We start from the raw sequence: 25045 nt of genomic DNA on the forward strand, positions 1-25045 counted from the left end.
GCCGCCGAACGCCAAAACCCGGCCAGGTCGAACTCGCTGGTTTCCAGCTTCGGCATGACGGCTTTGACGGCGATGGCCACCACGATGGATTCCAACCGCGCGCGCCCCAGCAAGTTGGTCGCTTGCAGTAGACTGTTCACCTCGGTCGACAGCCCGTAAGACGCGGAGTTCACCGTCTTCAGGACCTTTACGTGCATCCCCGGATCCATCTCCAGTCGTGCGGCGATCTCCGTGGACGAAGACTCCGGGTCGCGAAGCAGGCGGCCCGGCGGGCCGGCGAACAGGCCCCGTTCAAGCTCTACCCGCAGAGTCAGCTCGCCCGATCGCGACAGCTTGATAGGCGTCGGTCCTGTCGATAGTGCCAGGATTCGCCGCGGGATCGGGCGGCCTTCCAGGGCCTGCAGGGTCGGGAGGTTGGTCACGAACAACAAGTAGTCGGGGGCGTTGGTCACGATCAGGTCTTGCTCCGCGATTCGACGGTCGGTGCCGAGGCTCGCGGCGGCAAGGCGTATCGGGTCACCCAACGCCTGGATGCCTGCCGGCCCCGCGAGCAGGAGAAGGGGTGCCAGTCCGAGATGGGAGACGACGAATGCCCAGGCGAGAGCCAGCCGAAAGCGACGGCCCCAACCGCCGGTGCTCGAACCCCGAGCCAGCGTCGTTTCGAGAAAACGGGCCAGCAGTCCCATAGCACCCAGCCCAACGAACAGAAGCAGACGGTTGGACGGGAAGGTCGCGGAAATAGGCAAGAGAGACAGCGCCATGCCGAGGCCCCAGAAGCGGGCCGTGTGGTCACCGCGCAGCTCGGGCACCAGGGCCGCGAGGACGATGACGGCCAATACGACGGCCACGAGCCACCAGACGTGGCTCGCGTCCGGCGGCAGGAGGGCGCCGATCTCGGCCGGCAACGGCGTCCACTGACCCATGAGTGAAAGCGGCGCCCGCTCGAACACGGCCTGGAGGTAGGCCACCGGACTCCGAAGCGGGTCGAGATAGAGCCCCGAACCGAAGGCGCCATAACCGCCGGCGACGTAGAGAGCGGCCCAGCCGGCGACCACGACCGCGCAGGGCCAGAGTGAGCGGAGACCGCGCCGACGGGGTCCTCCCGGCTCCAGGAAGAGGGCATGGGCGAAGAGGTATCCAGTCGTTGCGAGTGCGATCTCGCCGGAGAGCAGACCGAGGGCCAGAAGAACGGGAGCGATCCAGGCGCCGGGCCTCCAGTTGTCGCGACGCCAGCGATCGTGGGCCACCAGGCACAGCACGCCGAATAGCGTGGCCAGAAGCGCATTGCGGTTGGCCAGCCAGGCAGCGGGTGACGCGTGGGCGTCGTCCAGGGTAAACAGCAGCGCGGCCAGACCGCCGACCCACGCCGGTTCGATGATGCGTCGATAGAGGAGCGCCGTGGCCGCGACCAGGGCGGCGAACCACAACAGGCTCTGCCCATGCATCAGCGTCGAGGAATCCGGCCAGAGTTGGTAGTCGAGCCACAGGGTCGCGATCGCCAGAGGCCGCAAGAAAGCGAGGCGGAAGTCGTCGGGCGTCCACCACGGGAGGTACCCCAGGTCTCGATAGTGTCGGTTGAGCTCGGTGTCGCCGTCGAGGACCGAGAACGCCGCCATCGGAGACAGATCTCCCGCGCCCCTCTCCAACATGACCAGCCGTTGGAAATGGTCGTCCATCTGCCAGCCGATACCGAGGGCGGGAAGCGTCAAGACGACGGCGGTGATCGCGAGAGCGGGTGGGAGACGCCGGGAGCACAGCCGGGCCCGTAGGGCCCGACCCAGTCGGCGGCGACGGCTTACGGGTTCGTTCATCGGATTCCCCCGGTCCTCGGCCTACCTGGCCTCTACCGGTGAGCGCGACGTTCAGGCCTCGAGTCCGCAAGAGCCGGGTCCGGCCGTCTGAGCGCTATTCCCGAGTCGATCGGCCTGTGCCTGTTCGGCCATCGAGATTCCGCTGCCACCCCGAGGGGCGGCAGCGGCCCCTGCCCTGACACGCGTTGCAGGTCGGCCGGCTCGGCCAAGGTGCGGAAGGACTGGTGACCTTCCAGTTCAGCTTCTCCAACCCGGGTGCCCGAAGCCTGGGGATGGGTGGGGCCTTCGCCGCCCTGGCCGACGACTCGACCGCGGCCTTCACGAACCCTGCCGGATCCCGATCACCGCAGCTGCGCGACCACCGAGGATCCCGTCGAGCGCTCGCTGTTCCGGCCTGGAACCGACGAGCTGCACCTGGCCTTCGGTCTCGGCTTGGCCTTTAGAAGATCGCAGCTGGATCTGGCGGTCGATTTTTCCGATCCTGCGGACGTTGCCTCCCTGTCGAGCGTGCGCAGTTTTTGAGCTCGGCTCCTTGGGGCCCCACGCCCGAGAGCCAACCGGAGGCTTAGAATCAGGCGGTGGCTGCTGAATCGGTGTCAAGGTCGACCCTGTCCTGGCTGCTGGCCGGCGACCCGGCCATCCGCTGGCAGGTGCGCCGGGACCTGATGGAAACGGCGGCCAGCACTCTCGCCCGAGAGCAGCGCAGGGTGGCGACCGAGGGCTGGGGAGCCCGGCTGCTCGCGCTGCAGGACCCCGAAGGTACCTGGGCCGGCCGGATGTATTCGCCCAAATGGATCTCCACCACCTACACCATGCTGTTGCTGCGCGACTTGGGGCTGCCGCCGGGGAATCGACAGGCACGCAGGGCTTGTGAGCTGTTGCTCGATCGGGGCCTCTACCGCGACGGCGGCATCGGTTTCGGTTGGGGGCGGTCCGAAACCTGCGTGACCGGAATGGTGCTCTCGATCTTGAGCTGGTTTCGTTTCGACGACCAGCGCCTCGACATCATCGCCAGCCGTCTACTCGAGGAACAGATGGCCGACGGCGGCTGGAACTGCCAGCGGCCGCAGGGCGCCACGCATTCGTCGATGAACACGACCATCCTGGCTCTCGAGGGCCTGCTGTACTACGAGCGGCATCGGGCGAGGGAGGCGAGAGAGCTCGGCGTCGTGCGCGCGGCCCAGCGACGGGGGCGCGAGTTTCTGCTCGCGCACCGCCTGTTTCGCTCGCATCGCACCGGCGAGGTGATCAAGCGAGACTTCCTGCGCCTCGCCTTTCCGCCGCAATGGCACTTCGACATCCTGCGCGCGCTGGACTACTTCCGCTCGGTCGACGCGCCCAGGGACACGCGCCTGGGCGACGCGATCGGGCTGCTGCGCAGCAAGCGGCGCCACGACGGACGCTGGATTCTGGAGTATCGCTATCGCGCCCGTTACTGGTTCCAGATGGAGTCGATCCGGCGGTCGTCGAGGTGGAACACGCTGAGAGCGTTGCGAGTGCTGCGGTGGTGGGAGGGTGGGGCGCGACCGCGGGCCGGTGCCTAGCCGGAGTCCCGAGCGCTTCGTCAGCGGGGGAATCGGCGGAGACCGTCCGGGTATCCGGGCTCCGCCCCGGTGAGGCTCCGTGTGCCCGGGTCATAGCGACCGTGCCTGCGGAGTCGCCGCCTGAAGAGCGCGTTACCCGTAGAGAGCCTAATTCGGATCGCCGAGGAGGACAGGATGAGAACCAGCCAGCTTTTGTCGATGATCTGCATTCTGACGGTGGTGATGGCCGGCCCGGTGGCGGCGCAGGAGCTTGCCGAGGAGGAGACTCCCGAGGAGACCGCCGTTCCGGTAGCCCTCGACGAGATCGTGGTCACGGCCCGATACTCGCTGCTCAGAGACGAGCCCGTCACCGTGGTTGATCTGAACCGTGAGCAGATCATGGAGTTGCCGCACTTCGGCGACGACTTGTTTCGGGCGGTTTCGATTCTCCCGGGGATCTCGAGCAAGGACTTCTCGGCCCGCTTCAACGTCCGTGGCGGCCCCCACGAAGAGCTGCTCGTGCGGCTCGACGGCCTGGAGCTCTTCGAGCCTTTTCATCTCGAAGACTTCGAAGGCGTATTTAATATTCTGGATCCCGAAGTGATCGGCGCCGTCGATCTCATCCCGGGCAGCTACCCGGCCGAGTACGGCGATCGGATGAGCGGTGTTCTGGATCTCACCACCAGCCGGCCGTCACAGCTGCGCACGAATCTCGGGGTGAGCTTCTCCAATCTGTGGGTGGGAGGCTCCGGCAGCTTTGCCGAGGACAAAGGGCGCTGGCTGAGCTCGGCGCGGCGCGGCTACCTCGACTTGATCATGAACTTCGTCGGAGAGGATCAGGGCAAGTCGGACGACGACGAGTGGAAGCCACGCTACTGGGATCTGTTCACCAAGCTCGACTACGACCTCAACCCGAGTCACAGTGTTTCCTTCAAGCTGCTGAGCGCGGACGACAGCCTGACCATCGATGAGGTGGACGGTGCCGAGGAGCTCACGCTTCGGACCGCCTACGGCAATTCGACACTGGGCGCGAGCCATCGCGCCATTCTGGGCTCGAAGACCGTGGTCGAGAGCATCGTCTCGGCGGCCCGCGTAGATCGAGATCGATCGATCTTATGGAGCGAGTACGCGGAGCACTTCGACATGCTCGATGACCGCGTACTGGACGTGCTGGATCTGCGCCAGGATTGGAGCATCGCAGCCTCTGATCGTCATTACTTGAAGGCCGGTCTCCAAGCGCGCTCGTGTGATGCCGACTACGACTACTTCAACGAGATCGAAGACGATAACTTCATCGACGACCCGCGGTTTCCGCCGCCGGTGCGAACCACTCGCTACCTGGGTGTCGAAAGCGGCGAGCAGTACTCGCTCTGGATCGCCGATCGGACTCGGATCGGCAAGCACCTGACGGCGGAGGTTGGAGGGCGCTACGACGAGCAGACTCTCGCCGACGACAGCCAGGCGAGCCCGCGGCTCAATCTGGTGTGGGAGCTGGCTGAAGAGAGCGTGCTGCGCGCCGGCTGGGGGCATTTCTACCAGTCTCAAAGAGTCCACGAGTTGGACGTCGAGTTCGGCGAGACCGAGTTTTATCCGGTCCAGCGTGCCGAGCACTTGAACCTGGGCTTCGAGAAACGATGGTTTCAGGGCTACAGCCTCCGGATCGATGCCTACCGGCGTGAAGTCAGGGATCCTCGGCCGCGCTACGAGACGCTCTTCAACCCATTCGAGCCGATCGCCGAGGTCGCGCCCGACCTCATCCGGATCGCGCCTGACAGCGTGCTGGCAGAGGGCGTCGAGACCTACCTCAGGAGCCCGGTGCGGAGGAAGCTCAACTGGTGGCTGAGCTACACGTTCTCGTCGATCGAGGATGAGGTCGATGGGCGCAAGCAGTTGCGTTCGAACGATCAACCCCACGCCTTCACGGCTAACGCCAACTGGCACGTCGGCGAGAAATGGAATCTCAACTGGGTATGGTTGTTCCACACGGGTTGGCCGGCGACCGACGTCTCGGGCGAGTGGGTGAGGGAGCCCGACGGCTCGGGGCGCCTCGCCTATACAGTCGGCCCGTTCTATGCCGAGCGCTGGCCCGATTACCATCGGCTGGATCTTCGCGCGAGCCGGGTCACTCGGCTCCGAAACGGGCGCCTGACCTTCTTCGTCGACGTTCAGAACCTCTACGACCAGAACAATCTGCGCGGCATCGAGATCGATGGTTGGAGTTGGGTCCAGCAGCCGGACGGAGGCTACACTCCGGTCTTCAACGAAGAGTCCTGGTTCGGGATCATGCCGTCGCTGGGTTTGAGCTGGGAGCGCTAGAGACCTGAGCGCAGGAGCGCGCCGCCGGTTCGAGCCCTCGGCATCGGAAGACGTTGACCGCCCGTTCGAGTGGGGTAGGCCCACCTGCCGATGCGGTTCTTGCCGCGGCCGGAATGCCTAGGATAGTCGTTGGCTCTGTCTGTCGACCGATCCAGGAGGTGCCCGAGAATGCGAGAGTCAAAAGGCGGTTTCAACACCAGGTCCGTGCACGCGGGCGCTCGACCGGATCCGCTCCACGGCGCGGTCTCCGTGCCGATCTACCAGTCGTCTACCTTTGTTTTCGATTCCGTGGAGCAGGGCGCGGCTCGTTTCGAGGGCACCGCTGACGGCTACATCTACACCCGCATGGGGAATCCGACCGTGGCGGCCCTCGAAGAGGCGGTGGCCTCATTGGAAGGCGGCCATGCCGGGCTGGCGACGAGCTCGGGCATGGCGGCCATCTTCACGGTTCTCTTCACTTATCTCGAGGCCGGAGCTCACCTGGTCGGCACCGACTCGGTTTACGGGCCTTCCCGCGTTGTCGTGGAGAAGCACTTTCGCCGATTCGGGGTCCAGTCGAGTTTTGTAGACACGTCCAATCTGGACAACATAGTGGCCGCACTGCGGCCGGAGACCCGAATCCTCTACATCGAGACGCCCGAGAACCCGACGATAAGGCTCTCCGACATCAGGGGTTGTGCCGAGATCGCGCGTCGGCAAGACCTCCTGCTGGTGGTCGACAACACCTTCGCGACGCCGGTGTTGCAGCGACCTCTGGAGCTCGGGGCGGACGTCGTGGTGCATAGCATGACCAAGTTCCTGAACGGCCACGCCGATGTGGTGGCGGGGATGATCATCACCTCGACCGAGAGTCAACGCAAAGAGATCCGTGGGGTGCTCAACCACCATGGCGGCTGCATCGATCCGCATCAGGCCTGGTTGGTGCATAGGGGGCTCAAGACGCTGGGCCTGCGAGTGAGGCAAGCTCAGCTCAACGCGTCGGCGATCTCCGATGTGCTCCACGCGCATCGGGCGGTCGAATGGGTGAGATACCCGGGAGCGGCCGATCACCCGCAGCGCGAGCTGGTTGCCAGGCAGATGGACGGGCCGGGTGCCATCCTCTGTTTCGGCGTGAGAGGTGGCCTCGAGAGCGGTCGGCTGCTGATGGAGAGGGTCAAGCTCGCGACCCTGGCCGTCTCTCTGGGAGGTGTCGAGACGCTGATCGAGCATCCGGCCTCGATGACCCACGCCAGCATGTCCCGCGAGGCCCGGGAAGCAGCCGGCATCACCGACAACCTGATCCGCCTGGCGGTCGGCTGCGAAGACACCGAGGATCTGGTCGAGGACCTGGAAGCCGCGCTCGATTCCCTGGTGGAAACGCCGGTCGCGGCCGGACTCGACTCCGCCTGACGCTGGCGCTTGGGTTCAGCAGCCGATCCTGTATGAGGCGAAGGGGCCCGGGGTGCGAAGCCGGTTAGCTTCCCCCCAGATAGCGCACCATCTCTCGGGCGCTTGCTGCATCGGCGTCATCGGGAGCGAGCTCGAGAAACCGCTCGAGGTGCTCCCTGGCCTTGGCGTTGTCGCCTGAATTGACGTGACACATTCCCAGCATGTAGTGGCTGCGGGCGTGTCCGGGGTCGAGCTCGAGAACCTCGAGAAAAAGCGACTTGGCCTCCTCGATCGCGCCGGTGTTGAAGAGGCCGACTCCGCGGTTGTAGCGGTCAAGCTGCGCGGCCTCCGGACTGGCTGCCTGGAGCTCGGCCAGGGCCTGCGCGGCCTCCGCTTCATTGCCCAGGGCTTTGTGTGCCTGGTAGCGGATCTCCATGGCCCGGATGTTCCCGGGCTCGAGCTCCAGCGCTCTGTCCGCGGCCGTGGCCGCCTCGGCGAACCGGTCACTTGCGAGCCAGAGTGCCGACAGGGCGGCATGCGCTTCGGGAAGATCGGGGTCCAGGGTAATCGCCTCGTCGAACTTCTGCTCGGCGGTCTCGAGATCGCCCGCAGAGGCGGCTGCCGCTCCCTCGTTGAACACGAGGATTGCCGGATTGACGTGCACCGAGCCGGTTTCGGACTCGGTTGGGGTCGGGGCGGGCAAGTTCGCGGCGGAGGCCTGCAGAGACTCGAGCGAGGGCATGGTGAGGTTCTTCTCGAGATTCGAGTTGAACGGGATCTTGATCGTCAGCTCCAAGGTCTGGAAGCCTTCCTTCTCGAACTGGCACAAGTAGGGCCTGGTGACGTCCTTGATCAAGAAAGCGTACTTCCCCTTCTTGTTGGTCTTCGTCGACAGACTGAACGACGACACCTCCGGGTCGGTCACGGTGACCTGGACGTCGGCAAGCGGCTTTCCGGTCTCGTCCGAGACGACGCCTGACAGCCTGCCGGGTGCTTGCGCCTGGAGTGTGGCGACTGCAAGAGAGCCGACGGCCAAGATGGCAAGAACTCTTGCTATTCCTCTCATCAATCCTCCGTTCCGTGGAACCTAGGGGGTATCCAGACCTGCTGGACGGCTCCCTGAAATCCGGCCCCCGGGAAAGTATAGGCGAAGCCCGTTCCTCTTTGTTCGGCGCGAAGAACAGGAGTCGGGCGTGCTAGGATTTTTCTAGCCGCCGGTCGAGGCCCCGTGCACGCATTCCTCGCGCAAGCGGCACGGAGGGAACCAGATGAAGCAACTCCCGGTTTCGTGGACCGTCGCTTTCATCTTGTCGGTGTCGCCCGGCCTTGCCGGACAAGACCGGCCCACGCCCGCAGACCCGGGCGAGACGTTTGTGGAGACGGTCGAGGTCAACGTCGTCAATGTCGAGGTCATCGTGACCGACAAGAAAGGGACACACGTCGGCGGGCTGACGCGCGACGACTTCGAGATCTACGAGGATGGTCGTCAGGTAGAAGTAACCAATTTCTACGCGCGCGAGACCGAAGACCAAGCCGGTCCGGCGACGGCTGCCGCGCCACCAGTACAGCCCGCGGTACCGGAACGCGACAAGCCGCGGCCGGTTCCGCGCCGGCTCGAGGACCAACGTCTTCACCTCGTCGTGTTCATCGATAACTTCAACGTTCGCCCGCTGGACCGCAATCGGGTACTGGGCCGGGTGCGGACGTTTCTCTTCGAGAACGTAGAAGAAGGGGACCAGGTGATGCTGGTCTCCTATGATCGATTCCTCAAGGTGGAACGTCCGTTCACGGGCGATATCGCGTCGATCGCCGAGGCACTTGTCGAGATGGAGTCGACGAGTGGGCATTTGACGAGGGCAGACGCAGAGCGTCGAGATCTGCTGGACGAGATCGAGAACAGCGATGCCGGCGACACTACGCAGCTGATCCATAGGATCCGCCAACACGCGCAGTCGGTCGCCAACGACCTTTCGTTCACGATCGACGCTCTCAAGAACTTCATCGGGCCTCTGTCCGGGTTGCCGGGGCGCAAGGCGATTCTCCATGTCAGCGACGGATTTCCGATGATTCCGGCTCAGGAGCTGTTCTATGCCGTCCAGCAGAGAAGCGACGACGTGTCGGTTCTGAGCGAAGTCCGTGCTTTCGATGCGTCGCGCCGGATTCAGGAGCTGGCCGCCACCGCGAACGCCAACCGGGTCACTTTCTACGCGATCGACGCCAGCGGATTGCGGACGTACGGAGCCGACGCGATCCAGCGCAAGGGCGGCGGCTGGGAGACGATCGGCCCCGACATCGACGCGCTGCATGTTGCGAATCTGCAGAGTCCGATTCGCTTTCTCGCCGATACCACGGGCGGCCTGGCCGTGGTCAATACCAACGACGTCGGGCCGGGCTTGCGACGGATCGCCGGCGATTTCACGTCGTACTACTCGCTCGGCTTCCGGCCGGCCCACGCCAGCGACGGCCGGTTTCACAAGATCGAGGTTCGGGTGCGGCGCGAAGACTTGCGGGTCCGCCATCGCGAGGGTTATCGGTCGAAGAGCGTCGAGAATCACATGGTGGACGGTACGACCTCCGCTTTGCTCTACGGGGTCGACAGCAACCCGGTGCGTGTCGGAGTCGATCTGGGAGCTCAGCGGCGACGAGAGGATGGGCTGTACCTGGTAACCTTGCTTGTCCGCGTGCCGTTCGATGAGGTCGTTCTGATTCCCCAGGGAGGCGAGCACCGAGCCCGAGTGCGAGTCTTCATCTCGGCCATGGACGAGGAGGGGGGGATCTCACCGGTGGAGCAGGCGCCGATTCCGATCCGGATTCCGAGCGAGCATCTCGAAGCGGCGCTCGAGGAGTCGCTGGTCTACGAGACCCAGCTCGTGATGAGACCCGGCCGGCACAAGGTAGCGATCGGGCTGCGCGACGACCTGGGCCACACCAGCTCGTTTGTCAGCCGCTACCTGGTTGTCGGAGAGGGCTAGAGAGATGTTCGGTGCCCGCCAGCCCATCACCGTTTGCTGCCGGCTGCGTCTTGCCGCATTCCCGGTCATCGGCCAGCTTCTCTTTCTCGCGAGCTCGGCGAGCGCCGGCGAGATGCCTCAGAGTTCGGTCGGGAGCCGAGTCGACGTTACCGCGGTGGGCATCGTACTCCAGGTCAGCGACGCGTCCGGCCACCTTCCCGCCGACCTCGCAATCGCGGATCTGGAAGTTCTCGAGGATGGCGTTTCGCAGTCCGTCATCGGGCTCGAGCTGCTGGGCGAGCCGCCGGCCGAGCCAGCATTTGAGCCGCTAGTCGAGACAGTGGCCGAGCCGTTGGCCGAGCCATTGGCTGAGCCCATGGCTGAGATAGCTCCGAGTGAACGAGCCGTCGCCATTGCGCGCGCAGGCCGCGAATGGAGAATCGTCATTTATCTGGACCAGGCTCTCTGCTCGCGGCGCGCCATCAAGGCGGCTTCCCGCACTCTTGCCGAACAAGCTCAGGCTCTCACCGACCTGGGGCAAGTGGAGATCGTTGCCGCCACCACGGCTGTCGAGACCCTGCAGCCACCCACCCGCGACCCTGAGGTTCTCCGGCAGGCCCTCGTGCGAGCCGGTAGGAAGAACCCCGGTCGCGAGGCGGTGAGTCAAATCCGACGCAGATACATTCAAGGCTTGGATGACCGGTTGGCGGCCGAGGTTAGCAACCGCGGTGTCATCCGCGGAAACCGCACCCCCGGGTCGGCTGGTGCCAGCTCCGGAGGGCCGGCGAGCTTGCAGCCTCCGGAGAGGCGAAGCCTCGGCAGAGAGCACGGCAGCAGTCGGCGAATGCAGATTCGCTCCGCTCTGCAGCAGGAGGTTCGCGTCATCGACCACCAGCGAGATCTCTTGCTCGAGCATTTGGCCGTCTATCCAGCAAGTGGACCGCGGGCGTTGCTCTTGGTAAGCGACGGTTTCGACAGCGACCCTCGAGACTTCTATCTTGCTGGTGTTCCCGAGGAGATCCGCTCGGGCTTGAGCACTGAGCTCATGGAGGCGAGCTTCGGGCCCATGACCGATAGGATGGCTCGCCTGCTCGCCGCCAGCGGGTGGACGACCTTGAGTCTGGCGTTGGGAGATCTGCAGGCCAATCTGTCGGGCGCGGCCAGCGAGAGAGGGCGTTCCATCAGCCACAGTTTCAATGCCGGTGAACGCTCGCCGTCCGAGAGCTTGCCTCGCTTCTTGCTGTCGGCGCCGCTGGAGCCCCTCGCCAAGCTGGCGGATTTTACCGGCGGTGATCTGTTGACGGACCCGCGCGGCGTACCGTCCGCAGTTTCCGGGCTCAACGAGCGAGTTCTTTTGACATACCAGACGCCGCGGCCACCGGACGGAAAGATCCATCGCCTCGAGGTGCGATCTCGGCGCCCCGGCGTCGAGATCAAGGCGCCGCGTTGGGTCGGCTCGGCGACGCCGGAGGAGATCGCTCTCAGCCGCGCCCGGCAGATCGCTCAAGGTCGTCAGATCGGCGACTTGCGTCTCGAAGCGATGGTTCTGTTCGACTCGGCGAGAGACGGCGATCCCGGCGCCACTGTGGCTGCGCGGCTCGACTTGGTCCCGCTGGAACCGGTGCGCGGCGAACTGGAGCAAGCGACTCTCAGAGTGACGACGGCGGTCTATTTCCCGGACCGCGACCCCTTCGTTCACCATTCCATGCACTGGGCTCAGGATCTGAGCGAAGGAGATAATTGGGGCTACACCACAAGAATGAGCCTTCCTCAGAGCGCCGGCGGGGTCGTGGTCGTCGTCGAAGAGCTCGGCAGCGGCAGCTGGGGCGGTAGCGTCGCGCCACTCGTCCGCCCCAAAGGGGAGTGATTCGACGGACGGAACTCAGATTCTCGAGAGGTGTTGAAATGAGACGCAAGAGGCTTTGCGCGGCGGGTACCGCGGTCGGTCTGTGCTTCGGCGCGCTCTTGGCCGGGGCCGCTGCGCAGGACGAGGGAGAGAAGGGCGGTTCGTTCTCGGAGCGAATCGCCGTTACCGCCGTCGATCTGTTCATTCTGGTCCGAGACCAGGGCGGCGGGCTGCCGGCGGATCTCGGACCGGACGACTTCGAAGTCCTGGAGGACGGCGTCATTCAACCGGTGATCGGAGTCGAGAGTGCTTCGCAAGCGCCTGCTACTGAAGCTCACTCGGGCGCGCCGCCCGCTGCGAAAGAAGGGGCTCGCAAGCGCGATTGGCACACCGTCATTTACTTCGATCAGGCTCTTTGCGGCCGAAGGGCGGTCAAGATCGCGGCTTTGAATCTCGCGGAGCAGGCCGGGCGGCTGGCGGACCTCGGTTTGGTGGAGGTTACCCTGGCCGAGGAGTCGGTCACGATACTTCAGGCAGCGACGCGTGACGCGGGAGCGGTCCGCACGGCGCTCGCCAGGGTCGCCAAAAAGGTGCGGGGACAGTCTCAGGTCGCGGGCGTCCGACGCAGGTACCTGCGGACGATCGCCGATCAGGAGGCCATCAGCTCGCAGCGCTCGCCGGGCGGGGTCGGGGGCAGTACTGCGCCTGCGGGGAGACCGGGGAGCGTCGAGAGTCTGGCGAGGCGACAGGCCGCTCGGCAGACCGATGAAGGTGGCCGCCAGTTGCAGATCCGCTCAGCGCTACTGCAGGAAAGGGCGATTATCCAGGCGCGGCGCGATCTGTTGCTGAGCCACCTCGCTCGCTACCGAGCCAAGAGCCCGCGGGCGCTGATTTTGGTCAGCGACGGCTACGACGTCGATCCGCGAGACTTCTACCTGGCGGGGGTGGAGGAGCGGCTCGAGTCGAGGCTCTCCCCTGAGCTCCAGGAGCTGGCCTTCGGATCGTTGACGGAGGAAATGGCGCGGGTGCTGGTGGGGAGCAACTGGACCATCGTCGGCGTTGCTCTCGGAGAGCTCGGGGCGGGGATGGCGGCCCCGGCGAGCGAGAGCGGGACCTCGGTCGTCCAGGACGCCGGCTCCGGTCAGAGGACGAGCTCCCTCGGCGCTGCTAGGTTCCTGATGTCGAGGCCCCTGGAGCCCCTTCTCCAGCTCGCGCGGGACTCGGGCGGCGAGCTCCTGACCAGTGAGAAGGAGTTGGAGAACGCGGTGACCAACCTCGCCGACCGGATTCGTCTGACCTACCAGGCTTCCCGACTGCCGGACGGCAGGATCCACCGCCTCCAGGTCCGAGCCAAGCGCCCCGGTCTCAAGATCCAGGCGCCTCGCTGGGTGGGCTCCGAAACCCCGGAGGAGGTGGTATTGAATCGCGCGCAGCTGATCGCTCAGGGGCGGCGGCTGGGAGATCTCGAGCTCGAGTCGATGGTCCTGTTCGACTCCGCGGAAACGGAGGATCGCGGTGCCACGCTTGCGGCCCGACTTCATCTCGCTCCGCTCGACGCGGTACGACGCAGCCTCGACGGCGCGGCTCTTCGGGTCACGACGGCGATTTACTTTCCCGAGCGGGTGCCCTTCGTCCATCACGAGGTGGTGTGGGAGCAGGATTTGAGAGAGGGAGCGCACTGGGGGCACTCCGCTCACGTGACCCTGCCGCCTGACACGGGTGCCGTGGTGGTCGTGGTTGAGGAGCTCACCACGGGCAGTTGGGGTGGCAGTGTCGCTCCCCTTGTCCGCCCGCAGAAGAAGCCGCCCTAGCAGGTTGGCCCTCCCAGGCGCTATTGCTGTAGTTGTCGCAAGTAGGCCTGCACCTGAGGTTGATTCGGGTCCAGAGAGAGTGATTGCCGGAAAGCGCGGGCTGCGCTTGCGGGCTCTTCCAGGCAGAGGTGCGCTACCCCCACCGAGGCGAAAATCGCCGGGTTCTCAGGCGCGAGCCGGCTCGCTTGCTGGAAGTCGGTCAGGGCATCCCGACAGGCGCCGGCACCGATGCGGTAGCGGCCCCGAAACAGCCACAATTCGGACTCGTCGGGGCGTACCTCCACGGCACGCTCGAGAAGGGCGAGACTACGCTCGACTTGGTCCGCACGCTGGTAGCCGATCGCTCGACCCACCAGGTATTGCACGCCCTCGGGGAGACCGTTGGCGAGAGCTCGTATCAGGAGCTCGTCCGAGCGATCGACGTCGCGTTCGTCCTGGAAGAGGTGATCGCTCAGGTTCCACAGCGCCGAGGCCTGATTCGGATCCTTGTCCAGAGCGTGCTCGAAGGCCTCCTGTGCCTTCTCCGGCCGTCCTTCGGCTCGGAGAAGGAGGCCGGCGTTGTTGTAGGCGCCGGAGGTCCAAGTCGGCTGTAGATCGGTTCGCTCGAGCTCGGCGCTCTCGGCTTCGCTGGTACCGAGATAGCCGAGGGCGCGGAGCTTGTCGAGCTCCCTCTCGGCCACCGCGGCGTCGACGGCCACTCCTTCGACCGGCCGATAGTGACTTCGGTAGTCGATCGGTTCGGAGTCATCCGAGCCGTTCTCGAGAAGCGACGGACCGGTCACCCTCCGCCCCGGGGGCAGGCCGAGAAGGTCCATCAGGGTGGCACAAACCTGAGCCACCTTGCCCTGGCCACCGTGACCCTGAGTGGACTCGACGCCGGGGCCCCACAGCAAGTAAATGCCGCTGAGTAGATGCCACTTGGCCGCGGTCGCCCCGGCGAAGCTGGAGAGATGCGTGGGGCGCCCCTCGTGCCACTTGAACCCGTGGTCGGAGGCGAGCATGAGGATCGAGCCGGTGGCCTCGGCCCGGGCGCGGTACTCACCCAGCAGGCGGTCGACGTAGCGGAAGTAGAGCTCGGGGACCCGGTTGTAGCGCTGGTAGTCCTCGGCCGTGACCTCCTGCTGTCGCGGCGGAGCGTACGGAGCGAACACGTGGCCGATCGAGTCCGTTCCCTGAAGATAGATCACGGTGAGATCCGCTTGCTCGTCGCCGAGCGAGTCCATGGCCAGCGCGTGATAGAGCTCGGTCTCGATCAGGATGCGGCGCAGCGCGCTCACCGGGTGCGAGTAGGGGTCGTCGATACCACGAAGCCCCTCGAACTCCGCCCGCGAGAGCCACGGCAGGTACTCGGACAGCCGGTCGAAATCGACCGTCTCTTCGGCGCGCTCGAGTGCCGCCCGCGCCCAGGCTTCGCGCCCGGGCGGGTAGGCGACTCCCGACGGCGGCTCGTCCTCGTGAAAGAGGAACGAGAACAGGCGGTCGGACACGACCAGTCCGCGAATCGGCTCGGCCGGGTAGGTGGCCCAGAGCCCGAGGACCGTCGTGCTCTTGCCGGCATAGGTGAGCATGTTCCATATCGCCGGAACTTTGCGCTCATCCGCCGTGATCGGCTCCTTGATTCCGCTCACCGGGTTGAAGCGGGCGAAGTCCAGTACCTCGTGCTCGAGCGGGCTGGTGCCGGTCATTATGGTCGTCCAGACCAAGGGCGAGAGAGCCGGTCGCAGCGACCAGAGCACGCCGCCCTGTCCCTCGTCGACCAGGCGCTCGAGACTGGGCATCGCGCCCTTGGCCATGTAGGGATCGAGCAGCGACCAGTCGGCGCCGTCGAGGCCGACGAAGATGACCCGGTTCCCTGGTTTCGCCTGACGGGCGATCGTGGCGATCGAGGAAGCCACCGCTCGGGACGGATCGGATTCGTCCGGGGCTCCGCAACCGAGTTGAAGCGAGCCGATCACGAGCAGGCAGGCCAGCAGAGCGCGTCGAGCGAGTGCAGCTCGCGGGTGGTTCGGGAGGTGGTATTTCTTCACGGAGTGCAAAAAAAGGGGCCTCCCGGAGGAGACCCCTTATATCACGCTGTCAGTGCGCGATTACCAGCTCAAACGTACTCCTATCCGAGCCGTTCGCTGCCCGCTGTAATCGGTGCTGCGAAACGCCTTGGTGAGGAAGTTCGGGTTGGTGGAATCGCCCGGATTGACCGCCCCCAGCGCGTCGAGGGTGCCGGTCACGTTGCGGATGCCACCCATGTTGTTGCACAGGTCGAGATCGATGCCGGTCGTATTGCCATCGTCCGCACAGTGACCATCTTCAGGCCGGTTGAACCGCTCGTCGAGCCGGAAAGGCTTCTGGCGATCCAGGAGGTTGAAGATGTCCAGCAGGAAGTTGACCTCGAAGTTGCCCGCCTTCACGGGGTAGCCGAAATGGACGTCGATCTCATAGAGATCCGGACCTGAACCCAGCGATCCTCGTGGCACCAGATACAGCTCGTGGTTGTTGTAAGCCGAGCTGTAGCCGTAGGCATTCAGCGGGAAGCCCGATTTGAACGAAGCCGAGGCTCCGATCGTCAAACCGTCCGCCTTGCCCTCGCTGAACCGGTAGCTGCCGTCGACGCGGAACTGGTGCTCGCGGTTGAGCGACAGGTCACCGTCGGCGTTGACCAGGAAATCGGCGTAGTCGAACGCCGAGTTGATGGTCGGATCCAGCTGTCCGGTGGACACCTGGAAGGCACCGTCGTAGTCGCCCTCGAGCTGCGACCAGACATAGTTGCCGAGCAGCTGCCAGTTGTTGGAGAAACGCTTGCGCGCGGTGAATTGAACGCTCGTGTACTCACGCGTCGGCGAAGTGACCGGGGCGGTGAAGTCGGTGATCGGGTCACCGTTCGGGAAACCGTAGTCGACCCCGTAGTTGTACTGGGCACTGTAGTAGTAGTCGTAGAAGGTCACCGCGGTGCCGAGGCCTTCGCCCGGGTTGGCGATGAAGTAGTCGCCCTCTTCGACGACGAGAAAGTCCTCGACCACTCGGCCGAGATCGCGGTAGCTGGCCTGCACACCGACGACTAAGTCGGGCCGGACTTCGTACTCGAAGCCGATCAGGTAATCATCGACGTATTGACCGGAGAGCGAGGGATCGACCGGCGTGCCGCCGGCGCCGAGCAGCCTCGAATTCTCGGGTGCATCCGGATCGGGCGCAAAGTCGGCCGGATCGGGCGAGAAGTTGTAGCAGAAACACTGCACCTCACCGCCAAACGCCCGGATGTTGATGTCCATCGGGATGCTGAGGAAGTAGCGGCCGTAGTTCGCAAACAGCTTGCTTCGACCGTCCTTCTTGACGTCCCAGACGACTCCGAGCCGAGCCGCCCAGTTGTCGTCCAGGTCAATCTGGCTCACTCCGAACCGGTCGCCGATCTCCTGACGCTCGAAGCGTGCGCCGATGTTGGCGGTCAGGTTGGGCGTAGCCCGCCAGCTGTCCTGGGCGAAGTACGAGGTGTTGGTGGTCTCAGGCGTCGACACTAGAGGCGCCAGCAGCGTCCAAGTGGACGGGTCGTCCGCATCGAAGCCCGGGGCTTCGTCGTCGACGTAGAAGCGGTGACGATAGTGCTGCTGGTCCGTTCGCAGGGGCCGGATATAGATGCGCTGGCCGGCGCCACCGTTCCAGTTGGCGTTGACCGCCGACACGGTCTCCTCGTCGGCGCCGAGCTTGAACTCGTGGTCGCCGAGGAACTTGCTGACGTTGAGCTTCAAAACGTCGCGCTCGAACTCGGTGTCCTGGTGGAAACCGAAACCGCCCGAGGTCGGGCTACCCGATACGGACTGGTCGATGATATGAACGATGCTTTTGCCGGGTCCACTGATCTTGTCTTCCTCGTTGTGCGTGCCGAAGGCGGCCTCCGCCACCAAGGACGATCCGAAGACGCCGTCCCAGCGGCCGATGTAGTCGGTGCCGCCGAACTCCCGGTTACCCAGATAGGTGCTGGGTGGGCCGTCGATCTGTTGGTAGTCGAAGTTGGCGACGTCACCCGCCTCTTCACCCTTGTCGGAAAAAGCAGACATCGTCAGGGTGTTGCTGCTGTTGGCGCTCCAGGTCAGCTTGCCGGCCCAGAGATCGGTCTCGAAATCGGTGTCGACCGTATCGCCGGCCACGTTGCCGCCGGGCACCGGGATGTCTCGAATGAGCGTCTTTCTCTCGGTGTTCTCGACCCGGTTGAAGGCGCCGAAGAACCACAGCTTGTCCTTGACGAAGTAGCCGCCGAGGTCGAAGCCGATGTCCTGCTGGTCGGTGATCTCGACGACCTGGAAGGCGTCGTCCCGGAGGTCACCCTGAGTGGAGTTGTCGGCCTTGAGATCCGGATCCTCGAAGTAGCCGAAGGCATCGCCCTTGTAGGTGTTGCCGCCGGACTTGGTGATGGCGCTGACCACGCCACCGGTGATCCGGCCGTACTCGGCCGGCAGGCCGCCGGTGATGACCTGGACCTCTTCGATGAACTCGAAATTGAGCGCCTTCTTCTGTTGCCCCAGCTCGACGCCGGTGGTGTTGAGACCCTCGACGATGTACTGGTTCTCGACGCTGGTCGCGCCGGAGATCGTGGTTCCCTCGCGGTCCTCACCGGTCCCCGCGGCGACCTGGGCGACCTTGTAGAAGTCGCGCCCGAGCGGAATCTGGTCGAAGAGATCGTCGGTGATGTTGACACCTGACGACGAGCTCTGGGTGTCGACGAGGGGTGTCTCCGAGGTGACGATGATCTGGTCCGAAACCGTCGCCGGCGCCATCTGCATCGCGATCGTGGCGGTCCGGTCGATACCTACCTTGACCCCCTCGCGTTCCAGAGTGGTGAAGGTATCGAGCTCCGCTTTGATGGTGTAGACGCCCGGTGGCACCGTCGGGAAGCGGAAGTTGCCGTTCGAGTCGGTCACGACCACGCGCGGCCCTTGCAGACTATCGCTGGTCGCCGTGATCGTGACTCCGGGGAAGGCCGATCCTTCGACCCCCACCACCTGGCCTTCAATGCGGCCGGTGGTCTGGCCGAACGCGTCCGGCGCTACCAGTGGCATCGCCAGGAGTAGCGTCGCCACGGCGGCCACGAAGCCTGAGTTCCTCCTCATGATCGTTCTCCTTTCTTGGTTAACGATTGGAAGCAAGAGAGTCCATCCCCCTGCTTTTGTAATTTATTATGCAACCTACAGTCTTTCACAAACATCCGCAACCTGCCAGCACGGTCGGGCAGGTGATATCCCGCCCGGATGCACGGGCCTTCGTAGCCGTCGCCACATCACAATGGTGAGAGTTGCATAGGCTGTGCCCTCTAATCGGCGCGAGTGCTTTCTTGCTATCTGCATTGCTAGGAAAGGATTAGCCAGTGGCGCAAGAACCCCGTTCTGAGGCGCGATTCAATTGGATGCACCGGCTCGATTCAAGAAATTGCACCCCCCGACGCCAACTGGAAGGAGCCAATTGTTCGTGCCGGCGAGAGTCCCGCCCGGCGGGGTAGGGGTGCCGACTTCCTTTTGCCGCCGCGTCGGTCGATCGCCAGGGCTCGCCGCCCCTCGGGCGGGGGCTTGAGGGGCCTCTACCGAGCGGCGGTGGCGGTGGTTGAAGAGGCTTCTTCGGCACCCGGGTCTCGGTAGAGTCGCCCAGGACCCGGGCAGCCCCAGCGTTGCTCGCATCTCTGGCACATGAGACCCGCCCGCATCGCTTCGGTTTGTACGATCAGAGCGTCCCCCTCCTCGTGCAGGTAGTCACATTCTTTGAGCCGAGTCAGGATTCTGGACAGGGTCTCCGGCTGGATTGAGAGGTGGGCGGCCAGAGTGCCCTTGGGCAGCGCCAGCTCCAGGCGTTGCGGCCCGCCGTCGTCACCGACCTGGTCCAGCAGATAGGCCATGAGTCGCTGGGTGGCGTCCTGGAGAGTCAGTCGCTCGATGTGATCGAGAAGTAGTTTCTGCCGTCGGTACAAGGTACCCATGAGGCGGAAGCCGAGCGACGGCGAGCTTTTCAGAAACGAGCGAAATCGCTGCCGGTCGATGCAGAGTAGAGTGCACTCGCCCACGGCTCTGGCGTTGAGGTCGTGGCTGGCGCTCTCCAAAAAAAGGAGCTCTTCGCCGAAAACCTCGTCCGGGCCGACGATTGCGATGATGCTTTCGCGACCCTCGGCCGACTGCCGGAAAAGGGCTATGTGCCCCGCCCGCAGGACGTAGAACCAGCGTGCCGAGTCGCCCTGGCTGAAGAGGCCATGGCCGTCTTCGAGGTTGGTGATTCGAGTGCCGGCTACGACCTCTTCGATCTGCCGATCGGTGAGGTCCTGGAACAGGTGGGTTTGCCTCAGGTAGTCCGGAAGGCGTTCCTCGCAGACCAGCTCAGCGGCGTGGTCGTCCACGCAGGCGATGCACATGGAGGTGATTGTGGACCGATTTAGTCCGATTTTTCAAGCCCCGGCCGGGCTCCGGCCCCGGAGCGCGCTGGGCCGCGCTTGACCTAGATCAATGACACTGGGCCCGAGAGCCGCAAAGCTCGGGACGTCATCCCGGGGCGGGCTGGTCCGCTCCGATGCGATCGCTCTTGATAGGCGTCACAAGACGAATGATCACCTCCCGCAAGATTGGTCGGTGCGCTCTCGCTCTGGCACAGCTGGCACTGCCGGCGTTGCTGGCAGGCGAGCCGCGTGTGCTCGCCGATGTCAACGGCGAGCCCGAGCGCCCGTCGGAGACAGCGGCAGCCGGTTCGTCGCAAGACAGCCCTGCCGAGCCGGAAGAGCTCTTCGAGCAGCTCCTGGTGATCGGCACACCCGAGGAGGCTCGCCGCATTCCCGGCTCGGCCCACGTCATCACCGCGGAGGAGCTCGAGCGGCAAGAGTACTCGGACATTCACCGGGTATTGCGTCAGACGCCGGGGCTCAACATTCAGGAGGAAGACGGCTACGGCTTGCGCCCGAATATCGGCATTCGAGGCACCGGAGTCGAGCGCAGTCAGAAGATCACTCTTCTCGAGGACGGTGTACTCATCGCCCCGGCTCCCTACGCCGCCCCTTCGGCCTACTACTCGCCGACGGCCGGGCGCATGGAGGGCTTCGAGATTCTGAAGGGCTCGGGCGCCATACGGCAGGGGCCCTACACGAATGGCGGAGCGATCAACTACCTGTCGGCGAGTATTCCGGACTCCATGCGAGCTCGCGTCAGCTTCAGCGTGGGGCAGGAGGGGTTCGCGCGCGCCCGGGCGAGCGTAGGTGATTCCGGCGAGCGCTTCGGTTGGCTTGTCGAGACCTTCCAACTCGAGAGTGACGGTTTCAAGCGGATCGACGGAGGTGGCGGTAGTGGAGACAGGGTCGACAGGGTCGGCAGGGGCGGCACGGGCTTCGACCTCGACGATTACATGGGCAAGTTCCGGTTCAGCAGTCCCATCGGAGCCCGCGTCTATCAGGCCCTCGAAGTCAAGCTCGGCAAGACCGAACAGGTCGGAAACGAGACCTATCTGGGACTCACGCAGGAGGATTTCGATCGCGATCCCTTCCGGCGGTACTCCTCGTCGGCTGGCGACCGGATCACGACAGATCACGAGCAGATCCAGCTGAGCTACTACCTCCAGCCGAGAGATCGCTGGAACCTAACCGCGACCGACGACTACGAGAACCTGCTGGGCAACGACACCGTTTCGAGCGGTGGGCAGGGAACCGGCAATCAATTCAATGGTGGAGAGGTGCAGGTCAAGGGCCTCGAGGCGTCGCGGCCCGGCGCCCAGCCGGGCTCAGGCCGGGCCGGCCGCAAGCCGTCCTGTTCGGCTTTTCGCTCGGCTTTTCAGGGTCGCAGGGACACGGCTAGATGAAACTCAAATCGAGCTGCTGCGAGAAGTACCGGCGCAAGGCCAAGGCCTGCAGGCGTTGTCCGGCGCTGGCGGCGCTGAGCAAGAAGCAGCGCAAGCGTAAGCTCAAGAGGCTCCGTAAGGGCCTCGAGAGGGTGGCCTAGCCGGGATGGTCCACCAGGTTTTTTGTGCCGCAGACCCGGGGTGACAGTCCCGGCCAGCTCAGCCCGGCTGGCGAAACGGTATCCTCAGCGAGTACACGTTCCCCTCGAGCCGGCTTTCCAGAGCGTAACCGCAGCCGTGGAAGACGCGCAGCATCTTCTTGTTGTCGGCCAGCACGTCCGCGGTGAAGCCGGCGATGCCCTGGATCTGCGCGGCCTGCGCCAGGGCGGTCATCAACCGGGTGCCGATGCCCTTGCCCTGCCAATCGTCGCGCACCAGGAATGCCGCCTCGGCGAAGTTGCTGTGGGCATCTTTCAGGTAGTGCGCGATGGCGATCATCTGGGCCCCCTCGTCGGTTGAACCCGTGAGCACCACCAGGGCCATGTCGGCTTCGTAGTCGATCCGTAGGAACTGCTGCAACTTCTCGTGCGGCATGGTCTTGATCAGCTGAAAGAACCGGTAGTTGATCGACTCGGGTGAGAGTTTGTAGAAGAGATCCCGCACCAGGCCCTCGTCGGAGAGCTTGAGCGGCCTCAGAAAAGCGCGCGAGCCGTCCTCGAGCTCCAGCCAGCGCTCCAACTCTTCGGGATACGTCGAAGGTCGGATGGGCAGCTCGATTTGATCGGCGTAGACCAGATGCCTCTCCTTCGCCTCAGCCATCAACCAGGGGCGAAACTTGGGATGAGCGATGTTGATCAACGCCACCGCCCGCTCGCGGACGGTCTTGCCGTGGAGATAGGCCGAGCCGTATTCCGTTACGACGTAGTGAACGTCGCCGCGGCTGGTCACGACCCCGGCGCCCGGCTTGAGGGTAGGCACGATCCTCGAGACGGTCTCTCCCTTGACCGTCGACGGCAACGCGATGATCGGCCTCCCACCCTTGGACCTCGAAGCCCCGCGGGTGAAGTCCACCTGCCCGCCGATACCGCTGTAGAACATCTTGCCGAGCGAATCCGAGCAAACCTGGCCGGTGAGGTCGACCTCGATAGCCGAGTTGATCGAGATCATCTTTTCGTTCTGGGCGATGATGAACGGATCGTTGGTGTATTCGGTGGGGTGGAACTCGATCAGCGGGTTGTTGTCGATGAAATCGTAGAGCTTGCGCGAGCCCATGACGAAACTCGCGATGATCTTGCCCCTGTGCAAGGTCTTCTTCGAGTTGTTGATCACGCCCTGCTCGACCAGGGGGATGAGGCCGTCGCTGAACATCTCCGTGTGGACGCCCAGGTCTTTGAAATCGGTCAGGTAGTGGAGGACGGCGTCCGGAACGGTACCGATGCCGAGCTGCAGGGTGGCGCCGTCGACGATCAGATTGGCGATGTGACGGGCGATTCGTTTCGAGAGCTCGTCCGGCTGCCCCTGGACCGCTTCGAGAATCGGCAGGTCGCTGGGAACCATCAGATCGAGCTTGTCGGCGTGAATAAAGCAATCCCCGGACACTCGTGGCATCTGACTGTTGACCTCGGCCACCACGAAGTCGGCAGACTCGGCCGCGGCCTTGACGATGTCCGTGGATACGCCGTAGCTACAGTAGCCACGCTCGTCGGGCGGGCTGACTTCGATCATTGCCACGTCGATCACCACGCGACCGGACCGGAAGAGCCTGGGGATCTCGGAAAGGAAGATGGGAGTGTAGTCGGCGCGACCTTCCCGGACGGCATCGCGGACGTTGGGACCGATGAAGTAGGCGTTGTGACGAAAACGGTTGCCCAATCGGGGCTCCGCGTACGTCGCCACCCCAAGAGTCAGAATGTGAACGATCTCGGTGTCCTGGAGATCGTCGCGGGCCGACAGGGCCTCGACCAGCGCTTGGGGCTCGCCGGCTCCGGACCCGACAAACACTCGGTTACCGGGTTTGACCACCGCGGCCGCCTCGGCCGCGGTGGTCACTTTGTCCGCGAAGCGCTTCTGCCAGTTGATTTGCGACATCTAGACGACCCGGTAATTGCGCATCATTCCGGCGTCCTCGTGCTCGAGGTTGTGGCAGTGGTGCAGGAAGAGCCCGCGATAATCGTCGAAGCGACGTAAGAACCGAACGCGCTCCCCCGGCATCAAGAGCACCGTGTCCTTCCAGCCCTTGTCGACATAGCCGTCCGCGACCGTGTCCCAGACGGCTCGGTAGCGATCCGGCACCGAGCGCTCGATCACCTGGAACTGTTGCCCATGGAGATGGACCGGGTGAGGCATGAGCATGCCGCCCTCGCCGGTACCCGAATCGCCCGATTGATTGACCACGTCCCACACCTCTTGGGTGCCAAGGTCGCATGTTTCTTCCTTCGCGACGGCTTCCATCTCAAAGGTGCGACCGTTGATGGTCCAGCGCCCGGCATCCATGCGGTAGCGGAACTTCTTCGGCCGGTCGGCATTGACCGAGTCGGCAAGCTTGAGTTTCGGGAATCTCGAAAGCCGCCTGGGGACGGGCTGAGGAGTGTCGACCTCACGTGCGATCCGGAAGCGCATGACGTCGAAGGTCGCTCCCTGAGGGAGCGCGCCGCCCGTCATTCCCATGCCGAAACCGCCGTGGTCGAACTCTAGGCTGCGGAGCACGAGCTCCTCTCCGGCGCTTCGGTTTCCGAAGTCGACCCAGAGCTCGAGCCGCTCGGCCGGACCCAGTGTCAGATAGGGCCGCTTGAGCGGCTTGCGCAGCAGACCACCATCGGTGCCGATGACCCGCACCCGTGTCCGATCGCTGAACTCGAGTTTGTAGATCCGCGAGTTGGAGCCGTTCAGCAGTCGCAGGCGGTAAGGGCGGCTGTCGACGTCGAGGACGTAGTCGGGGCGGCCGTTGACGAGAATCGTCTCGCCCAGGAAGCCGACCCGGGCATTGCCGTCATAGCGGAGCTCGTTCGTCGAGTTGAAATTTCGATCCTGGATGACCAGGGGAACGTCGTAGTCGCCGCGGGGAAGGTCCAGCGCTCGTTCTTCGGCATCGCTGACGATGATCAGCCCCGCCAAGCCCCGATAGACCTGCGGGCCGGTTCTCTCATGGGGATGGGGGTGGTACCAGTAGGTGCCGGCGCGATTGTGGACCTCGAACGAGTAGTGGTAGTTATCTCCCGGTCCCACCGCCAGTCGCGGGTGGCCGTCGGCCGCCTCCGGCACGTGCAAGCCGTGCCAGTGCACGATGCTCGGCTCGGCGAGACGGTTCTTGAAGGTGAGCGCCACGCGGTCGCCGGTGTCGAGCCGCAGGATCGGTCCCAGGTACGAGCCCGGGATCGACTCGAGCCGATCTTTGCCGCCTTCAAGGACTCGGCCCTTGAAAGACCAGACCGGAGTGCGGGCGCCGGGCAAAATGGCCACTCTGCGCGGCCGGGCCTTGAGGGTGAGCTTGACATCTGGAGCGATCGCGGCAGCTTCCCCCGCAAGGGCCTCCAGCCGTCGCTCGAGGCCAAGGGCCCGACCGGCGGGGACCGCGAGCAAGGCCACGAGCGAACGGGCAGACAAGTCCAGAAACCGTCGCCGGTGTATCTAGTTA

General features: G+C 64.5%; 15 protein-coding genes. 8 read left to right on the plus strand and 7 right to left on the minus strand.

Going from position 1 to position 25045, the window contains the following annotated elements; genetic code table 11:
* On the minus strand, positions 1–1811 hold a 1811-nt coding region (locus GY769_05795), incomplete at its 3' end, for an HDOD domain-containing protein (GenBank protein ID MCP4201432.1).
* A gap of 665 nt (positions 1812–2476) precedes the next feature.
* Between GY769_05795 and GY769_05800 the strand changes: the two genes are divergently transcribed.
* The 3 genes from GY769_05800 to GY769_05810 all read left to right on the plus strand — a co-directional run bounded on the left by GY769_05800 (position 2477) and on the right by GY769_05810 (position 7039).
* Positions 2477–3355, plus strand: a complete 879-nt coding sequence (locus GY769_05800; protein ID MCP4201433.1) for a hypothetical protein — start codon at positions 2477–2479, stop codon at positions 3353–3355.
* Between the two features lie 174 nt (positions 3356–3529).
* Positions 3530–5650, plus strand: a complete 2121-nt coding sequence (locus tag GY769_05805; protein MCP4201434.1) for a TonB-dependent receptor — start codon at positions 3530–3532, stop codon at positions 5648–5650.
* 168 nt (positions 5651–5818) lie between these two features.
* Positions 5819–7039: a PLP-dependent transferase gene (locus GY769_05810; GenBank protein MCP4201435.1), complete on the plus strand. Its 1221-nt coding sequence runs from the start codon at positions 5819–5821 to the stop codon at positions 7037–7039.
* Between the two features lie 64 nt (positions 7040–7103).
* Here GY769_05810 and GY769_05815 read toward each other — a convergent pair whose 3' ends face one another.
* A complete protein-coding gene (locus GY769_05815; protein MCP4201436.1) occupies positions 7104–8084 on the minus strand; it encodes a tetratricopeptide repeat protein in 981 nt (326 codons plus the stop codon).
* Between the two features lie 202 nt (positions 8085–8286).
* On the opposite strand from GY769_05815, the gene GY769_05820 reads away from it, so the two are divergent.
* Genes GY769_05820 through GY769_05830 form a run of 3 tightly spaced genes read left to right on the plus strand, consistent with a single transcriptional unit; the run spans position 8287 to position 13626 of the window.
* Positions 8287–9990, plus strand: a complete 1704-nt coding sequence (locus GY769_05820; GenBank protein ID MCP4201437.1) for a VWA domain-containing protein — start codon at positions 8287–8289, stop codon at positions 9988–9990.
* A 4-nt stretch (positions 9991–9994) separates the two neighbouring features.
* Complete coding sequence (locus GY769_05825; GenBank protein ID MCP4201438.1) at positions 9995–11836, plus strand: hypothetical protein; 1842 nt, start codon at positions 9995–9997, stop codon at positions 11834–11836.
* A gap of 38 nt (positions 11837–11874) precedes the next feature.
* The gene (locus GY769_05830; protein MCP4201439.1) at positions 11875–13626 is read left to right on the plus strand and encodes a hypothetical protein; all 1752 of its coding nucleotides are present in this window, start codon (positions 11875–11877) and stop codon (positions 13624–13626) included.
* A gap of 20 nt (positions 13627–13646) precedes the next feature.
* Here the strand turns inward: GY769_05830 and GY769_05835 are convergent, their stop codons facing one another.
* From GY769_05835 to GY769_05845, 3 genes are all read right to left on the minus strand, one after another.
* The gene (locus tag GY769_05835) at positions 13647–15653 is read right to left on the minus strand and encodes a tetratricopeptide repeat protein (GenBank protein MCP4201440.1); all 2007 of its coding nucleotides are present in this window, start codon (positions 15651–15653) and stop codon (positions 13647–13649) included.
* Between the two features lie 60 nt (positions 15654–15713).
* Positions 15714–18722 carry a TonB-dependent receptor gene (locus GY769_05840; GenBank protein MCP4201441.1) on the minus strand — a complete coding sequence of 1003 codons (3009 nt, stop codon included), beginning with the start codon at positions 18720–18722 and terminating at the stop codon, positions 15714–15716.
* A gap of 464 nt (positions 18723–19186) precedes the next feature.
* Entirely contained in the window at positions 19187–20005 is an 819-nt protein-coding gene (locus GY769_05845; protein ID MCP4201442.1) for a Crp/Fnr family transcriptional regulator, read from the minus strand.
* A gap of 188 nt (positions 20006–20193) precedes the next feature.
* Between GY769_05845 and GY769_05850 the strand changes: the two genes are divergently transcribed.
* On the plus strand, positions 20194–21432 hold the full coding sequence (locus GY769_05850) for a TonB-dependent receptor plug domain-containing protein (protein MCP4201443.1): 1239 nt from the start codon (positions 20194–20196) through the stop codon (positions 21430–21432).
* Positions 21429–21572: a hypothetical protein gene (locus GY769_05855; GenBank protein ID MCP4201444.1), complete on the plus strand. Its 144-nt coding sequence runs from the start codon at positions 21429–21431 to the stop codon at positions 21570–21572. Before GY769_05850 ends, GY769_05855 begins: the two co-directional genes overlap by 4 nt.
* A gap of 58 nt (positions 21573–21630) precedes the next feature.
* Here GY769_05855 and GY769_05860 read toward each other — a convergent pair whose 3' ends face one another.
* On the minus strand, positions 21631–23499 hold the full coding sequence (locus tag GY769_05860; protein MCP4201445.1) for a GNAT family N-acetyltransferase: 1869 nt from the start codon (positions 23497–23499) through the stop codon (positions 21631–21633).
* The gene (locus GY769_05865) at positions 23500–25038 is read right to left on the minus strand and encodes a multicopper oxidase domain-containing protein (protein MCP4201446.1); all 1539 of its coding nucleotides are present in this window, start codon (positions 25036–25038) and stop codon (positions 23500–23502) included.
* Positions 25039–25045: the final 7 nt, after the last annotated feature.

This window comes from bacterium, from assembly GCA_024224155.1.
Lineage (GTDB): Bacteria > Acidobacteriota > Thermoanaerobaculia > Multivoradales > JAHEKO01 > CALZIK01.